Source organism: Cupriavidus sp. SK-3 (assembly GCF_000611145.1).
Lineage (GTDB): Bacteria > Pseudomonadota > Gammaproteobacteria > Burkholderiales > Burkholderiaceae > Cupriavidus.
Genome location: NZ_JFJV02000018.1, coordinates 83,580 through 98,995, shown reverse-complemented (window position 1 = coordinate 98,995; position 15,416 = coordinate 83,580). Strand labels below are relative to the sequence as shown.

Below are 15,416 nucleotides of genomic sequence, written 5' to 3'. Positions count from 1 at the left end.
CGGCGGCCGGCACAGTCTTCCTGAAGAATCATGACCCTGATGACAAACAACAACTATCCACGCGATCTGATCGGTTACGGCAGCCAGCCGCCGCACGCCCGCTGGCCGGGCGGCGCGCGCCTTGCGCTGCAGTTCGTCCTGAACTACGAAGAGGGCGGCGAGAACAACGTGCTGCACGGCGATGCCGGCTCCGAGCAGTTCCTGTCGGAGATCATCGGCGCGGCGGCCTACCCCGACCGCCACATGAGCATGGAGGGCGTATACGAGTACGGGTCGCGCGCCGGGGTCTGGCGCATCCTGCGCGAGTTCGAGCAGCGCGGGCTGCCGCTGACCATCTTCGGCGTGTCGATGGCGCTGCAGCGCCATCCCGAACTGACGCGGGCGTTCGTCGAACTCGGCCATGAGATCGCCTGCCACGGCTGGCGCTGGATCCATTACCAGGGCATGGACGAAGCCACCGAGCGTGAGCACATGCGCATCGGCATGCAGATCATCAAGGAACTGACCGGCTCGCTGCCGCTGGGCTGGTACACCGGCCGCGACAGCCCCAACACGCGCCGCCTGGTGGTGGAACACGGCGGCCTGCTGTACGACTCGGACTACTACGGGGACGACCTGCCCTTCTGGACCGAGGTGGAAGTCACCGGCGGCGAGAAGAAGCCCCACCTGGTGGTGCCCTATACGCTCGACTCCAACGACATGCGCTTCGCCACGCCGCAAGGCTTCAACACCGGCGAGCAGTTCTACCAGTACCTGAAGGACGCCTTCGACGTGCTCTACGCCGAAGGCGACCCGCAGGGGCTGGACCGCCCCAAGATGCTTTCGGTCGGCATGCACTGCCGCCTGCTGGGCCGGCCGGGGCGCATGCGCGGGCTGCAGCGCTTCCTCGACTACGTGCAGGGCCACGACAAGGTCTGGATCTGCCGGCGCGTGGACATCGCGCGCCACTGGGCCGAGACCCATCCCTACTCCGCAAAGAACCGCGCCTGAGCCAATCGACCAGGCGACCAAGCGACCAAGCGATAAGCCAATCCATGAGCAATACCTACTCCCTAGATCAACTCAATGCCCTGCCGGCCGCCGACTTTGTCCAGGTGCTCGGCGGCATCTATGAACACTCTCCGTGGGTGGCCGATGCCGCCGCCACGCAGCGCCCCTTCGCCAACGCCGCCACCCTGGCCGATGCCATGCGCGCCATCGTGGACGGCGCCGGCGACGCCGCCCAGATCAAGCTGGTGCGCGCCCACCCGGAACTCGCCGGCAAGGCCGCCGTGCGCGGTGAGCTGACCGCCGAGTCGACCCGCGAGCAAAGCGGTGCCGGCCTCGATCAATGCTCCGCCGAGGAATTCGAGCAGCTGCAAGCGTTCAACCGCCGCTATAACGAGAAATTCGGTTTTCCTTTCATCCTGGCCGTACGCGGCTATGACCGCGCCGGCATCATCGGCGAGTTCGCAAGGCGCGTGGAAAACGATCCGGCCGCGGAGTTGCAAACTTGCATCAACCAGATCCATCGGATTGCGCAGTTCCGCCTGAACGACTTAGTATCCGGCTGAACCAAAAAAAGCAGTTTGCGTTACCCCTTACCGATGTAGCAGGCAGTGCCCGGGCCGAGCCCGCAACACCCTATCCCTGGGCACGCCAGTAGCAATCAAAACGAATAGAACCCGTCAGGGACCCAGTACACAAAGAACGCAACGGATCAACCACGGAGAACTCATCAATGCAGAAGCAGATCAAGCCGGCCCTCAAGCTGGCAGCGACGGCCGCCGCCCTTTTCAGCGGCGCGGCCATGGCGCAATCCAGTGTCACGCTGTACGGCCAGGCCGACATGTTCGTTGGCGGCGTCAAGAACGTCGGCGCGGCCGACCGCGCCTATGTCGCCAATTCGGGCGGCATGCAAACCTCGTACTGGGGTATCAAGGGTACCGAAGACCTCGGCAGCGGCACCAAGGCCATCTTCGACCTGAACGGTTTCTTCCGCACCGACACCGGCAAGCAGGGCCGCTTCGACGGCGACTCGATGTTCAGCCGCAATGCCTTCGTGGGCCTGCAAAACGACAAGCTGGGCGCGCTCAAGCTGGGCCGCAACACCACGCCCTACTTCGTGTCGACCATCCTGTTCAACCCGCTGATCGACTCCTACGTGTTCTCGCCGATGGTGTTCCACACCTACTTCGGCGCCGCCACAGCCAACGTGGCCGACCCGGGCATCATCGGCGATTCGGGCTGGAACAACTCGCTGCTGTACAGCACGCCGAACTTCGGCGGCCTGACCGCCAACGTGATCTACTCCTTCGGCGAGAAAGCAGGTTCGACCGGCCAGAACAAGTGGGGCGGCAACCTGATGTACTTCAACGGCCCGTTCGCTGCCACGCTGGCCTTCCAGCAGGTCAAGTTCGACAGCACGCCGGGTGACGTCACCGCTTCGGCCAATCCGTTGCTGGTTGGCTTCAGCAAGCAGAACGCGGTGCAGGGCGGCTTGAGCTACGACTTCAAGGTCGTCAAGCTGTTCGCGCAAGGCCAGTACATCAAGACCGAGCTCAACAACAACCCCAACGGCGACATCAAGCACGCCAACGGCCAGTTCGGCCTCTCGGTGCCCATCGGCGCCGGCAACGTCCTGGCGTCCTACGCCTATGACAAGACCGAGAACTCGGTCGCGAACTTCAAGCGCAACACGGTGGCGGTCGCTTACGACTACAACCTGTCCAAGCGCACCGACGTCTACGCCGCCTACTTCTACGACAAGATCACCAGCCTGTCGCACGGCGACACCTTCGGTGTAGGCGTGCGTCACAAGTTCTGACGCTTGCCTTGACTTGTCGACGGGAATTGAAGACCCGCCCTGGTGGCGGGTTTTTTTTGGTGTGCCGGATACCGTTCGAACCGGGCTGCCAGGAATAAGAACCGGACAGGATGCAAATTCCGCTTGAGCCTCACGCAAGTTGAGGCCCGCGCATGGGTACACGCAGTCAGGAGAGGCGCGATTCACCGATGCCGGGAAACTGGCCGCAAAGGCCTGGCTGCAAAAGCCGCGCCGGCCGTTACAGGAAGTGGTTGAGGTTGCCCGAGCGCCATTCACGCCGCCGGATTTCCGGCGGCCACCACTTGGCGGGTCCGCCTGGCCAGTCAATGTCATCGATATATCGCGCCGCAACAGGAAATTGCTGCAGCGCGATAGAGGCAAACTACCGGCAATTCGGGATCGAAAGCCGCTGCTTAATAGTCCGATTCAATTGGCGAGGCCGCCGATGCCTGCCTAGATTTAGGTTCCAGGCAACAAGACGGCAACGGACGAGGTGACACATGCGTCGTGATGCAAAGACCCGGTCGGAGTTGATGGCCATCCTGAACCAGTTCCTGAACAACAATCCGGAGTGCGGCGAATGCGAGCTCCACGCCATGCGTGGGCACCAACCCGACCACACCGGTTGCAACTGGAGCGCGGAAGTCGATTTTCCGCGCGAGCCCGATGATCACCTGCCCACCCGGCTGGCAGCGGCGAAGTCCATCATCGTCGTGATGCGGGAGCAGTACAACCTGCTGCAGTAGCTAAGAAAGCACAGCTTTTCCGGGCCGGCGGAACTGCAGGACAAGCCGGTCACAAAAAACGGGGCTCCCAAGGAGCCCCGTTTTCATTGCGCGATGCCTGGCGGCATGTGCGCTCCGGCGGCGGTATTGCTGCGCCGCCGCACCGCGGATCAACGCGCCGCGTTGGCTTCCGCCACCGCTACCGCCGTCATATTGACGATGCGGCGCGTGGTGGCTTGCGGGTTGAGGATGTGCACCGGCTTGGCCGCGCCCAGCAGGATCGGACCAATGGTGACACCCTGTCCGCCCGTGATCTTGAGCAGGTTGAAGGCGATATTGGCCGCGTCCAGCGTCGGCATCACCAGCAGGTTGGCGCTGCCAGCCAGCTTGGTGCCCGGCAGGAAGTGGCGGCGCACGTCCTCGACCAGGGCGGCGTCGCCCTGCATCTCGCCTTCCACCTCCAGGTGCGGCGCCTCGCGGGCCAGGATCTCCTGGGCCGCGCGCATCTTCCGGGCCGACGGCCGGTTCGACGAGCCGAACATCGAGTGCGACATCAGCGCCACCTTCGGATGCTGGCCGAAACGCGCGATTTCCTCGGCAGCCAGCTGCGTGATGGCGGCCAGTTCCTCGGCGGTGGGGTCGTCATTGACGAAGGTGTCGGTGATGAACAGCGTGTACTTCTCAAGCATCAGCGCGTTCATCGCGGCAAACACCTTGGCGCCCGGCGCCAGGCCGATCACGTCCCGCACGTGCTCCAGGTGGGCTTCGAAGCGGCCCACGGTGCCGCACAGCAGCGCGTCGGCGTCGCCCATATGCATCAGCATGGTGCCGATCAGCGTATTGGAGCGGCGCAGCGCCACCTTGGCCATGTCGGGCGTCACACCGTCGCGGCCGCGCAGCGCGTGGTAGGCCTCGTGGTAGGCGCGGTAGCGCGGATCGTCTTCCGGGTTGATCAGCTCGAAGTCCACGCCGGCCTTCAGGCGCAAGCCCGCTTTCTCGATGCGCATCTGGATCACGTGCGGACGGCCGATCAGGATCGGGCGCGCCAGGCCTTCGTCCACCACGGTCTGCACCGCGCGCAGCACGCGCTCTTCCTCGCCCTCGGCGTAGACCACGCGCTTGGGCGCGGCCTTGGCGGCCGTGAACACCGGCTTCATGATCAGGCCGGTATGGTAGACGTACTGGGTGAGCTGCTGGCGGTAGGCTTCCAGGTCCTTGATGGGACGCGTGGCCACGCCGGATTCTTCAGCGGCCTTGGCCACCGCCGGCGCGATCTTCTCGATCAGGCGCTGGTCGAACGGCGTCGGGATGATGTAGTCGGGGCCAAACTTCAGCTCCTGGCCGCCGTAGGCGGCGGCAACGGCGTCGTTCAGCTCGGCTTCGGCCAGCTCGGCAATGGCCTTGACGCAGGCCAGCTTCATTTCTTCCGTGATCTTGGTGGCGCCGCAATCGAGCGCGCCGCGGAAGATGTACGGGAAGCACAGCACGTTGTTGACCTGGTTCGGGTAGTCCGAACGGCCGGTGGCGATGATGCAGTCCGGGCGGGCGGCCTTGGCCACTTCCGGGCGGATTTCCGGTTCCGGGTTGGCCAGCGCCAGGATGATGGGCTTGTCGGCCATGGTCTTGACCATCTCGGCGGTCAGCACGCCGGCAGCCGAGCAACCCAGGAACACGTCGGCGCCGTTGACCACGTCGGCCAGGGTGCGGGCCGAGGTTTCCTGTGCGTAGCGGGCCTTGTTGGGCTCCATGTTGGCGTCGCGGCCGACATAGATCACGCCCTTGGAATCCACCACGGAGACATTGGTGCGGGTCACGCCCAGGCTCACCATGGTGTCCAGGCAGGCAATGGCCGCCGCGCCGGCGCCCGATACCGCCAGCTTGACCTTGGCGATATCCTTGCCCACCACCTTCAGGCCATTGAGCAGTGCCGCCGCCGAGATGATGGCGGTACCGTGCTGGTCGTCGTGGAAGACGGGAATATTCATGCGCTCGCGCAGCTTCTTCTCGATGTAGAAGCACTCGGGCGCCTTGATGTCCTCGAGGTTGACGCCGCCCAGGGTAGGCTCCAGCGCCGCCACGATCTCGACGATCTTGTCCGGGTCGCGCGCATCGAGTTCGATGTCGAACACGTCGATGCCGGCGAATTTCTTGAACAGGCAGCCCTTGCCTTCCATCACCGGCTTGCCGGCCAGGGGACCGATATCGCCCATGCCAAGCACGGCGGTACCGTTGGTGATCACAGCCACCAGGTTGCCGCGCGAGGTGTACTCGGCGGCCATCGCCGGATCCTTGGCGATTTCCTCGCAGGCGTAAGCCACGCCGGGCGAGTAGGCCAGGGACAGGTCGCGCTGGTTGGACAGTGCCTTGGTCGCGTTTACCTGGATCTTGCCCTTGGTCGGGCTGCGGTGGTATTCCAGCGCGGCCAGGCGCAATTGCGCTTCAGGACTATTGGGGGCATGTTGCGGTGCATCACCGCCGGTCTTGCTGGTCATTATGCTCGTCCAGGAAGTGGCCCAGCCAGTGCCCGCCGGGGCCGCGCCGGTCGTATCCGGCGTGCTTGCCGGAATCTTCCATTGCAGCTTTCAAAAACGGGCGCCGGCGGCTCGGGCCGAAAAATCGAGCCGTCATTCTAGCTCACGCAAGCCCGGCGCGAAGCCCCTCCCAGAGGTGCATCCAGGGTTTTAAGGCCTTTCGCCGGACAATTCAGTTTTTACCCGCGCGCGGGCAATGCCCAGCCTCCTCCGTTTGCCTCATGTCTACTTGTCATTCGGATCCAGCGGCAATGTCACCCGCCGGGACCGGCCGCTCTCGCCAGGAAACTGCACGAAGGCGCTGCGGATCAGGTACGGCATCGCCGCCTGCAGGGATGCGTTCTCGTCGCGGTGTTGCGCGGTAACCTGGTACACGCGGCGCCCGGTAGCCGCATCCTTGAAGAACACGCGCAGCGTGGACTGCGTCACCGGCACATCGCGCACGATCGTTTGCGGCGGCCAGTAGCCCGGACCACCCCAGCCCCAGGGTCCCCAGGGGCGGTAGTAAGGCCCCCAGTACGGGCCGCCATACCAGGGATCCGGGTACACGGTCTCCTGCACCCGCATCAGCCCCGCGTTGCTGTCGTATTCCATATTGACGAGGTAGTGCGCCTGCGGGCGCGCCACCTGTTCGAAGCCGACCCCCGTCAACGCCTGCGCCAGCCATTGCTCGTAGGTCTGGTCCTCGAACCGGCCCTCCTTGCCTGCCCCGTGATCAAAGGCATAGGTGCGTGGCGGATCGTTCTGCCAGTTGCCCTGGCTGAAGGCCGTCACCTCCGTGGTGATGGTGCTGGCGCAGCCGGACAGCAGCGCCACGCCAAGCAGGGCCATGCCCGCCGCCAGCCTGCTGCCGCGCAAACCCCTGCCGGCCAGCCGGCTCCATTTCCTGCAAAACCATAGTCCGGTCATGATGCCCCCACACCGATTGTTGTTAGCCACGTGATTCAGACCGTGCCGGGCAGGCGAAATTCCGCGGCGGCGCGGCGCATCCAAGCCGTCATCCCGCCGCTTGGCTACAATGGGTTTTTCAGTGCCTGGGCGCGCGGCCCGGCAGGGGCTGCGCCCCTCCCTCCCGCCGTGCCCACGGCGACCAAGCCGCCCAAAGTGGCCCACAGAGGACAGGATTCTTCCATGCTGCGCACCGACACGCCCGTTACCGTCCACCGCAAAGACTATACTCCGCCGGCCTTCGCATTTGAGCACGTCGACCTTGTGCTTGAACTCGATCCCGCCCGCACGGTGGTCACCAATACCTTGCGCTTCACCCGCCAGGGACCGGGCCCGCTGGTGCTGGCCGGCGAGGAACTGGAACTGGTCGGCGTCAGCCTCGACGGCAAGCCGCTGGATGGCGCGCGCCAGGAAGCGGACAGCCTGACCCTGCCCGAACTGCCCGCGCAAGGCACGCTGGAAATCGTCACCGCCTGCCAGCCGGCCGCCAACACGTCGCTGTCCGGGCTCTATGTGTCCAACGGCAACTTCTTCACCCAGTGCGAAGCCGAGGGCTTCCGCAAGATCACCTATTACCTGGATCGCCCCGACGTGATGTCGACCTTCCGGGTCACGCTGCGCGCGCAACGCGCGGCCTACCCCGTGCTGCTGTCCAACGGCAACCTGATCGGCGAGCGCGAGCTGCCGGACGGGCGCCACGAAGCCGTCTGGGAAGACCCGTTCAAGAAACCCGCCTACCTGTTCGCGCTGGTAGCGGGCAAACTGGAGTGCATCGAGGAACGCATCGCCTCCGCCTCCGGCAAGGAAAAGCTGCTGCAGGTCTGGGTGGAGCCGCAGGACCTGCCCAAGACGCGCCACGCCATGGATTCGCTGATCCACTCGATCCGCTGGGACGAGCGGCGCTTCGGCCTGGAGCTGGATCTCGACCGCTTCATGATCGTCGCGGTGGGCGACTTCAACATGGGCGCGATGGAGAACAAGGGCCTCAACATCTTCAACACCAAGTACGTGCTGGCCAACGCCCAGACCGCCACCGACGCCGACTTCGGCAATATCGAATCGGTGGTCGGGCACGAGTATTTCCACAACTGGACCGGCAACCGCGTGACCTGCCGCGACTGGTTCCAGCTCTCGCTCAAGGAAGGCCTGACGGTATTCCGCGACCAGGAATTCTCGGCCGACATGATGGGCTCCGAATCCGGCCGCGCGGTCAAGCGCATCGAGGACGTGCGCATGCTGCGCCAGGTGCAGTTCCCCGAGGACGCCGGCCCCATGGCACACCCGGTGCGTCCCGACAGCTACGAGGAAATCAACAACTTCTACACCGTGACGGTCTATGAAAAAGGCGCCGAAGTCGTGCGCATGTACCAGACCCTGCTGGGCCGCGATGGTTTCCGCAAGGGCATGGACCTGTACTTCCGGCGCCATGACGGGCAGGCCGTGACCTGCGACGATTTCCGTGCGGCCATGGCCGACGCCAACGGGCGCGACCTGACCCAGTTCGGCCGCTGGTACAGCCAGGCCGGCACACCGGTGGTTGCCGTGCGCACCGCCTGGGACGGCGCCAACGGCAGCCTGACGCTGACGCTGTCGCAAAGCTGCCCCAAGGTGGGCATCGAAACGCATCCCGGCACGCCGGACAAGCTGCCTTTCCACATCCCCTTTGCGCTGGGCCTGATCGACGCCGACGGGAAAGACCTGCCGCTGCAGCTCGAAGGCGAAAGCCAGCCCGGCACCACCACGCGCGTGCTGGACTTCACCGAAGCCGAGCAGAGCTTCCGCTTTGTCAACCTGCCGCGCGGCGCCGAGCCTCCGCTGGCGTCGCTGCTGCGCGACTTCTCCGCGCCGGTCATCGTCGATGCCGACTACAGCGAGGCGCAGCTCACCTTCCTGCTGGCCCACGACAGCGATCCGTTCAACCGCTGGGAAGCCGGCCAGCGCTTGACCACGCGTGCCCTGCTGCAACTGGTGGCGCAGTCCCAGGCAGGCCACGAACTCAAGCTCGACCCGGCACTGGTGGCGGCACTGCGCACCGTGCTCAACGATGCGCAACTCAGCCCCGCCTTCCGCGAACAGACGCTGACGCTGCCGGCCGAGGCCTACCTCGCCGAGCGCATGGGCGTGGCCGATCCGGCCGCCATCCACCGCGCGCGCCAGTTCATGCGCGAAGCGCTGGCGCGCGCGCTGAAGGCCGACTGGCTGGCCGCCTTCGAAGCCAATGCCACGCCCGGCGCCTACAGCCCGGACGCCGTGTCCGCCGGCAAGCGCGCACTGCGCAACCTGGCGCTGGGCTACCTGGCCGACAGCGGCGACGCCGCCATGCAGGCGCTGGCCGAGGCGCAGTACCAGGCCGCCGACAATATGACGGACCGCTTCGCCGCGCTGAGCGCGATGGTGAACACCTTCGCGCCGGGGCGCGAAGCCGCGCTGGCGGATTTCTACCAGCGCTTCGAGCAGGACGCGCTGGTGATCGACAAATGGTTCTCGCTGCAAGGCATGCAGCGCGGCACCGTCGGGCCGCAGGCCGCCGGCCACGCAGGCAAGCACACCATCGATACCGTGCGCGCGCTGATGCAGCATCCGGCCTTCAACCTGCGCAACCCCAACCGCGCGCGCTCGCTGATCTTCAGCTTCTGCGCGGCCAACCCGGCGCAGTTCCATGCCGAGGACGGCTCGGGCTATGCCTTTTGGGCCGAGCAGGTGCTGGCGCTCGGCGCCATCAACCCGCAGGTGGCCTCGCGCCTGGCGCGGGTCATGGACCGCTGGCAGAAATATGCCCTGCCGCTGCGCGACCGCATGCGCGCGGCGCTGGAGCAGGTGGCCGCGGCCAGCGACCTGTCGCGCGACGTCCGCGAGATCGTCAGCAAGGCGCTGGCGGCATAGCACGGCACAGCGGTTGGTGGCGGATGGCGGCCCCCCGCCCGCCACCGGCAGGCCGCGGGCCCGCCCCAGTGGCCGGCCGGGCTGACGCCCATGTAGAATTGCCGCCATTCAAGGAGAATCCCCATGAGTCGCATCAGCCTCACCCGCTACCTGGTCGAGGAGCAGCGCAAGCACAACACGATCGAGCCCGAACTGCGGCTGCTGATCGAAGTGGTGGCACGCGCCTGCAAGGCCATTTCGAATTCCGTCAGCAAGGGCGCCCTCGCCGGCATCCTCGGCTCGGCCGGCACCGGCAACGTGCAGGGCGAAACCCAGCAAAAGCTGGACGTGATCGCCAACGAAGTCCTGCTCGACGCCAATGAATGGGGCGGCCACCTCGCCGCCATGGCCTCGGAGGAAATGGACAGCTTCTACGAGATCCCGAACCGCTATCCCAAAGGCGAATACCTGCTGCTGTTCGATCCGCTCGACGGCTCTTCCAACATCGACGTGAACGTGTCGATCGGCACCATCTTCTCGGTGCTGCACATGCCCAAGCCGGGCCAGACCGTGACCGAGACCGACTTCATGCAGGCCGGCAGCCGCCAGGTCGCCGCCGGCTACGCCGTGTACGGCCCGCAGACCACGCTGGTGCTGACGGTCGGCAACGGCGTGCACATGTTCACGCTGGACCGCGAAGCCGGCAGCTTCGTGCTGACGCAATCCGACGTGAAGATCCCGGAAGACACCAAGGAATTCGCGATCAACATGTCCAACATGCGCCACTGGGCCCCGCCCGTGCGCCGCTATATCGACGAATGCCTGGCCGGCGACGAAGGCCCGCGCGGCAAGAACTTCAACATGCGCTGGATCGCCTCGATGGTGGCCGACGTACACCGCATCCTCACGCGCGGCGGCGTCTTCATGTACCCGTGGGACAAGCGCGAACCGGAAAAACCCGGCAAGCTGCGCCTGATGTACGAAGCCAACCCCATGGCCATGCTGGTCGAGCAAGCCGGCGGCGCGGCCACCAACGGTGTTGAGCGCATCCTGGACATCCAGCCGGAGAAACTGCACCAGCGCGTGTCGGTGATCCTTGGGTCAAAGAACGAGGTGGAACGCGTCACGCGCTATCACCAGGAAGAGAAGACGGCAGGCTGATTGCCGGCAGCAAGCAGTACGCATTGAAAGGAACGGGGCCAATCGCTGGTCCCGTTTTTTTTTGTGCTTTGTCCCTGCCCCTCACGCCAACGGACAACGCGCCCGCATGTGGCCGACGTCGTCGCAGACGGTTGGTGCGGTCGGCCGCTGCATCGTGAATAAACTCCGCGGCATCCACCGCGGTGATCGTGCTGGCCTGCGCCAAGAACGCCACCCGAATGGCCGCGGCGCCACCCTGAGGCGGCAACCGCAGTGCGCTCCGAGGAATTTTTTGGCGTAGGGGTTCACAGGAAAAATAAACGCTGCTATTATTGCGGGCTCGTTCGGGTTGTCTTACGAACGATGTGGCCGAAGTAGCTCAGTCGGTAGAGCAGCTCATTCGTAATGAGAAGGTCGGGGGTTCGATTCCTCTCTTCGGCACCAACAGATTCAAGCACCTAGCCCAGCCATCGCGGTTGGGCTTTGTTGTTTCTGGGCTTCATGTAGCCAGTGGTACGGTCTTGGCCGCCTTGCAGGATCTCGTCCGGCACCTTGCGCTTCGGGATTGCCTTCGCCAGAACGCCGACGTCGCTCGGGCCAACGATCAGGAGAAGGCACGATGCCAGCGCCTGCCCCCCCAATGACTCGCACGCCTACGGCGATTGCAAGGATGCCTGGATCAGAGAGGTTGAAACACGGGTGCTCCCGGCGCTGAAGAATCAGTAAAACCGAAGCGCTCGCGCCGGCGCGGCCAGCATACGCGCAGGCGCGGCGCCGGGAAGCCAGTGGGCTCGCCCGCGCCTGCCGCTCAGCCCGCCACCAACGCGAGGACCGGCGGCAAGTCGCCAAAGCGGGCTGCGGCTATTGTGGCTTCCTTGCCCGTATCGCGGTGCCCGTAACCCCACCCGGCGAACACCGACGGTATGCCGAGCGCCCTGGCAGCCAGCACATCCACGCGATTGTCGCCAATCATCACAGCACGCTGCTGCAGCAGGCCGGCACGCGCCAGGGCATGTTGAAGGTGCACCGGGCTCGGCTTGCAGCATGGGACCGTATCGGCGCCGCAGACTATGTCGAAGAATGAGAGAACGCCGAGTTCCTCAAGAATGTGGATCGCTGCGGCCTCGATCTTGTTGGTGCATACCACCAGGCGCCACCCCTCTCCAGTCAGTTCAGCCAGTACCTTCCTTACCTCCGGATATAGCCGCGTCTGCACTACGGGTGCATCCAGATAGCCCTGGATGAACGACGAGGATTCGTCATCCCCGATCTCGGCGCCGCGCAGTTGAAACGCGCGCGAAGCAAAGACCCTGAGCCCGTCTCCGAGCAGCGTGGTCGCCTCGGCGACTGTCAAAGGCTGGAGGCGTCTTGCCTGCAGGAGCAGATTGATCTGCGCCGCAATATCCGCGGCGGCATCGATGATCGTCCCATCCAGGTCGAAGATCGCAACCCGCGCAGGCAGCTCGTTACGATAGCAGGCAGGCGATTCGGTCATGTGATTCCATTCCCACTCAGATTCCAGCTCCGGCGTGCCTGGGATCGCCAGGCCTGCCTGGCGAGCCAATTGCACTACCAGGCAAAACATACACGCCGAAGAAAGATTGCGACCAGGCAAATCGATTGAAATTACCTTTGAAAATATTCATTTAATTTCAATCCCGATACTTGTTGCCACATCCTGGCCCGTCCGGCGCGCGGAACGCTCCTGCAGGCCGGGACGTTGACAACCGCTTGCCCTCCAATCCCCTCCATAGGCTTAGAGCGTTCGACGGATTGAATCGGACGCGCCGGAGCACCAGACTGGTATCACGATAAGTACAACCACGGACCGCCCGACCGGGTGGCCGCGAAATATGACGAACCGGCCGGCAGGCACGCGGCACAAGTTCGCAATTGCCACACAACCGGGGGAACACCATGCATACCGCCGCCACCTAGGGCTGCCGGCACCATGCCGGACTCGCGCAGGATGGCTGGACCCACGCGTCGACTGATACGCGCCCAGCCCGCCCACAGCCACGAAAAACAAGAAAGGAAGCAGCCATGGATGCCTATCCAGTCCCTGGCGCGGCGGGATATCGCCTTTTTCCGCGCGGACTGCTCATGGTGTTTGCCTTGTGCGCATCCATGTGGAACATACCCGTGCGCGCGGACGATGCGACGCCGCCGGAGGCCCCGGCGCCCGCCTTCAGCCCGCAGGTCTGGCTGAACGCAGGGTTTCTCTCGTATCACTTCAATCACACGGCGCACTACAACGCATACAACTGGGGAGTCGGCGCCGATTTCCGCGTGAGCGAGGATTTCACCTTGTCCGCCGGCGAGTACCGCAACAGCATGCGCGAACACTCCACTTACGCGAGCCTCTCCTGGCAGCCCTTGCACCTGGGCCCGCTCCGGATCGGCGCGATGGCCGGCGCGGTGCGCGGGTACCCGGACATCAATCATGGCGGCTGGTCCCCGATGGCCGCGCCGGTCATCAGCATCGAATACGGACGCCTGGGTGCGAACCTGATCTATGTCCCAACCATGCGGGGCAAGGTGGACGGCTGTATTTCGCTGCAGATCAAGATCCGGGTCTGGTAGCACTGCGGAGCGGAAGCCGCAAAAAAGAAGCGCCGCATACAAAAGCATGCAGCGCCATGAAAAGAGGGCCAAGGGCTTGGGCCCTCATCGGGGATACCACCCCGGGGAGGAGCGGTATGTGGCTACTTTAGCGAGTAGCCGTGCCCCGACGTGCCAGCCCTTTCCTAATCTACAAGGAGAAATTTCTGCAAAATGAGCCGCGAGACTTGCGCGCGACCTGACCAGATGGAGATGGTCATGCCCCTGGCACGGCCAACCAGCAGCCAGCTGCCGGCGGAGCGCAAAACGCCGCCAGGCAGCGGGTTTCAGACCAGCGCGATGCGATCGTCCACCAACCGGATCTGGCCGCCCGGCTTGTCCTCCATGATCTTCATCGATTTCTGCCCGATGTGCAGGCTGACCCCGCCATGGATACGCCGGCTTACCTCGATCACGGCTTCAGGAGACGGGCGCAGCTTTTCGGCCAGCTTGGCCAGCCTGGCATCGAGTTCGATCGAGTCGCGGGTGAGCTTGAACAGCGTGGCGCGCGCCTTCTCGCGCAGGTCGCCGACGGCTTTCTCGGGATGCTTGGCGAAGAAGCTGACCAGTTGCTGCACCTTGCCCTGCTCGGCTTCCAGCTTCTGGCGCTGGGCCTCGGCCTCGGCCTTCTCGGCTTCGGCATAGGGGTTGGTTCCGACCTGCACGATGGTGGCCGCGCCTGCGGAGCCGCCGAGGATGGCGGTACGCACGGCCAGTTGCGCCCGGCAGCGTCCCCCGGTGATATTGCCCTGGCCGCCCTTGGGGCTGCCGGCGACGATGCTGCTCCCGGCCGCGACATCGCTTTGGCGAATGCCGCTTTCCACCTTGACCTCGGTGCCGGCCTCCACCACCGCGCTTTCGATAAAGCGCGCATGCAGCGAGCCCTTGCAGCGTACCCGCGCCTCGGTGGCGGCGTTGTCGGTGCCCTGGTGAGTGCCTTCGGCCTTGCCGATGATGCCGCCTTTCACCACCACGTTGCCGCCCGCCTCCACATGGGCGGCCTCGATGGTGCCGCTGACGATCACGTCGCCGGTCACGCGCACGGTCATGCCGGTCTTGATGTCGCCGTTGACACGCAGGGTGCCGTCGAACGTGACATTGCCTGAGTGCATGTCCACCGCCTCGACATCGACCACCGGGTTCACGCTGGCGCCTTGCGCCGACAACACCGGCGAGCCGGAAATAGCCGCCAGCAGGACCTCCGGATCCGCAGGATCGGGCGCCACCCCGGTCAGGCCTTGCGCGAACGGCGGATCGGCGGCGGGTACGGCTGCCACGGTCTTGCCGAAGACATCTACGCCATCGGTACCCTGACGCGCCGGGATGCGCCGCATCAGCGGCGTACCTGGGTTGACCAGCAATAAGGATCCCAGGTCGCGCAGATCGATGCGGCCGCTTTCATCCTCTGCCACCAGCGGCTTGCGCGGCGCCAGCAGGCTCTCGAAGCGAGCCGGCGTGCCGGGCAGCGCGGCGCGTCCCGTGGCGATTTCCAGTCCGTCGCACAGGCCCGCCTCGACCGCGCCGCGCAGCACCTCCCGGTCCGGCTCCGCAACAACGCCGCGCTCGGCCAGCGCGGTGCGGATGTCGTCCCGCGTGACCGCGCGGCCGCCCTGCGGCGGCAGCAGGTTAAGCCGTACGCTCAGGTTGTCGCTGCTGACGCTGAGTTCGAAGTAGCCGTCCGTCAACTGGCCGATCAACGCTTCTACCGGCATGCCCTCCGTGGCACGCTGGCATTGCGCGAGAAAGGCGCCGATCGCGGCCGCGTCCATCCTGGCCTCGGCCCAGCCGCCACCGGCCAGTACC

The 15,416-nt window shown here is 65.1% G+C and carries 11 protein-coding genes and 1 tRNA gene; 8 read left to right on the top strand and 4 right to left on the bottom strand.

All coding sequences use genetic code 11. The features are described from left to right. The first annotated feature begins 39 nt into the window (after nt 1-39). From puuE to CF70_RS01695, 4 genes are all read left to right on the top strand, one after another. Nucleotides 40-990, top strand: coding sequence for an allantoinase PuuE (puuE, locus tag CF70_RS01710; protein WP_035859543.1), 951 nt, complete (start codon nt 40-42; stop codon nt 988-990). Between the two features lie 44 nt (nt 991-1,034). Beyond that, a complete protein-coding gene (gene uraD, locus CF70_RS01705; RefSeq protein WP_035859485.1) occupies nt 1,035-1,553 on the top strand; it encodes a 2-oxo-4-hydroxy-4-carboxy-5-ureidoimidazoline decarboxylase in 519 nt (172 codons plus the stop codon). Between the two features lie 167 nt (nt 1,554-1,720). Then, on the top strand, nt 1,721-2,806 hold the full coding sequence (locus CF70_RS01700; protein ID WP_035859484.1) for a porin: 1,086 nt from the start codon (nt 1,721-1,723) through the stop codon (nt 2,804-2,806). A gap of 500 nt (nt 2,807-3,306) precedes the next feature. Continuing rightward, a complete protein-coding gene (locus tag CF70_RS01695) occupies nt 3,307-3,552 on the top strand; it encodes a hypothetical protein (RefSeq protein WP_035859483.1) in 246 nt (81 codons plus the stop codon). A gap of 149 nt (nt 3,553-3,701) precedes the next feature. Here the strand turns inward: CF70_RS01695 and CF70_RS01690 are convergent, their stop codons facing one another. Next, on the bottom strand, nt 3,702-6,023 hold the full coding sequence (locus CF70_RS01690; RefSeq protein WP_035859482.1) for an NADP-dependent malic enzyme: 2,322 nt from the start codon (nt 6,021-6,023) through the stop codon (nt 3,702-3,704). A gap of 264 nt (nt 6,024-6,287) precedes the next feature. Then, the gene (locus CF70_RS01685; RefSeq protein ID WP_035859540.1) at nt 6,288-6,893 is read right to left on the bottom strand and encodes a DUF4136 domain-containing protein; all 606 of its coding nucleotides are present in this window, start codon (nt 6,891-6,893) and stop codon (nt 6,288-6,290) included. Between the two features lie 300 nt (nt 6,894-7,193). On the opposite strand from CF70_RS01685, the gene pepN reads away from it, so the two are divergent. The 3 genes from pepN (at nt 7,194) to CF70_RS01670 (ending at nt 11,456) form a co-directional block, all read left to right on the top strand. Continuing rightward, complete coding sequence (pepN, locus tag CF70_RS01680) at nt 7,194-9,893, top strand: aminopeptidase N (protein WP_035859481.1); 2,700 nt, start codon at nt 7,194-7,196, stop codon at nt 9,891-9,893. 123 nt (nt 9,894-10,016) lie between these two features. Beyond that, a complete protein-coding gene (locus CF70_RS01675) occupies nt 10,017-11,033 on the top strand; it encodes a class 1 fructose-bisphosphatase (RefSeq protein WP_035859480.1) in 1,017 nt (338 codons plus the stop codon). A gap of 347 nt (nt 11,034-11,380) precedes the next feature. After that, nucleotides 11,381-11,456 (top strand) — tRNA-Thr (locus CF70_RS01670). 364 nt (nt 11,457-11,820) lie between these two features. Here CF70_RS01670 and CF70_RS01660 read toward each other — a convergent pair. Further along, on the bottom strand, nt 11,821-12,507 hold the full coding sequence (locus CF70_RS01660) for an HAD family hydrolase (RefSeq protein WP_051647963.1): 687 nt from the start codon (nt 12,505-12,507) through the stop codon (nt 11,821-11,823). Between the two features lie 548 nt (nt 12,508-13,055). Here CF70_RS01660 and CF70_RS01655 point away from each other — a divergent pair. Next, nucleotides 13,056-13,595 carry a hypothetical protein gene (locus CF70_RS01655; protein ID WP_035859478.1) on the top strand — a complete coding sequence of 180 codons (540 nt, stop codon included), beginning with the start codon at nt 13,056-13,058 and terminating at the stop codon, nt 13,593-13,595. A gap of 305 nt (nt 13,596-13,900) precedes the next feature. On the opposite strand, the gene CF70_RS01650 is transcribed toward CF70_RS01655, so the two are convergent. After that, nucleotides 13,901-15,325: a FapA family protein gene (locus CF70_RS01650; RefSeq protein ID WP_349675095.1), complete on the bottom strand. Its 1,425-nt coding sequence runs from the start codon at nt 15,323-15,325 to the stop codon at nt 13,901-13,903. Nucleotides 15,326-15,416 lie beyond the last annotated feature (91 nt).

Excerpts from the sequence above, each read along its gene's own strand:
- CF70_RS01700 (WP_035859484.1), top strand. The coding sequence starts at position 1,721 with ATGCAGAAGCAGATCAAGCCGGCCCTCAAGCTGGCAGCGACGGCCGCC.
- puuE (WP_035859543.1), top strand. The coding sequence starts at position 40 with ATGACAAACAACAACTATCCACGCGATCTGATCGGTTACGGCAGCCAG.
- pepN (WP_035859481.1), top strand. The coding sequence starts at position 7,194 with ATGCTGCGCACCGACACGCCCGTTACCGTCCACCGCAAAGACTATACT.
- CF70_RS01685 (WP_035859540.1), bottom strand. The coding sequence starts at position 6,893 with ATGGCCCTGCTTGGCGTGGCGCTGCTGTCCGGCTGCGCCAGCACCATC.
- CF70_RS01695 (WP_035859483.1), top strand. The coding sequence starts at position 3,307 with ATGCGTCGTGATGCAAAGACCCGGTCGGAGTTGATGGCCATCCTGAAC.
- CF70_RS01660 (WP_051647963.1), bottom strand. The coding sequence starts at position 12,507 with ATGACCGAATCGCCTGCCTGCTATCGTAACGAGCTGCCTGCGCGGGTT.
- CF70_RS01675 (WP_035859480.1), top strand. The coding sequence starts at position 10,017 with ATGAGTCGCATCAGCCTCACCCGCTACCTGGTCGAGGAGCAGCGCAAG.
- uraD (WP_035859485.1), top strand. The coding sequence starts at position 1,035 with ATGAGCAATACCTACTCCCTAGATCAACTCAATGCCCTGCCGGCCGCC.
- CF70_RS01690 (WP_035859482.1), bottom strand. The coding sequence starts at position 6,023 with ATGACCAGCAAGACCGGCGGTGATGCACCGCAACATGCCCCCAATAGT.
- CF70_RS01650 (WP_349675095.1), bottom strand. The coding sequence starts at position 15,325 with ATGCCGGTAGAAGCGTTGATCGGCCAGTTGACGGACGGCTACTTCGAA.
- CF70_RS01655 (WP_035859478.1), top strand. The coding sequence starts at position 13,056 with ATGGATGCCTATCCAGTCCCTGGCGCGGCGGGATATCGCCTTTTTCCG.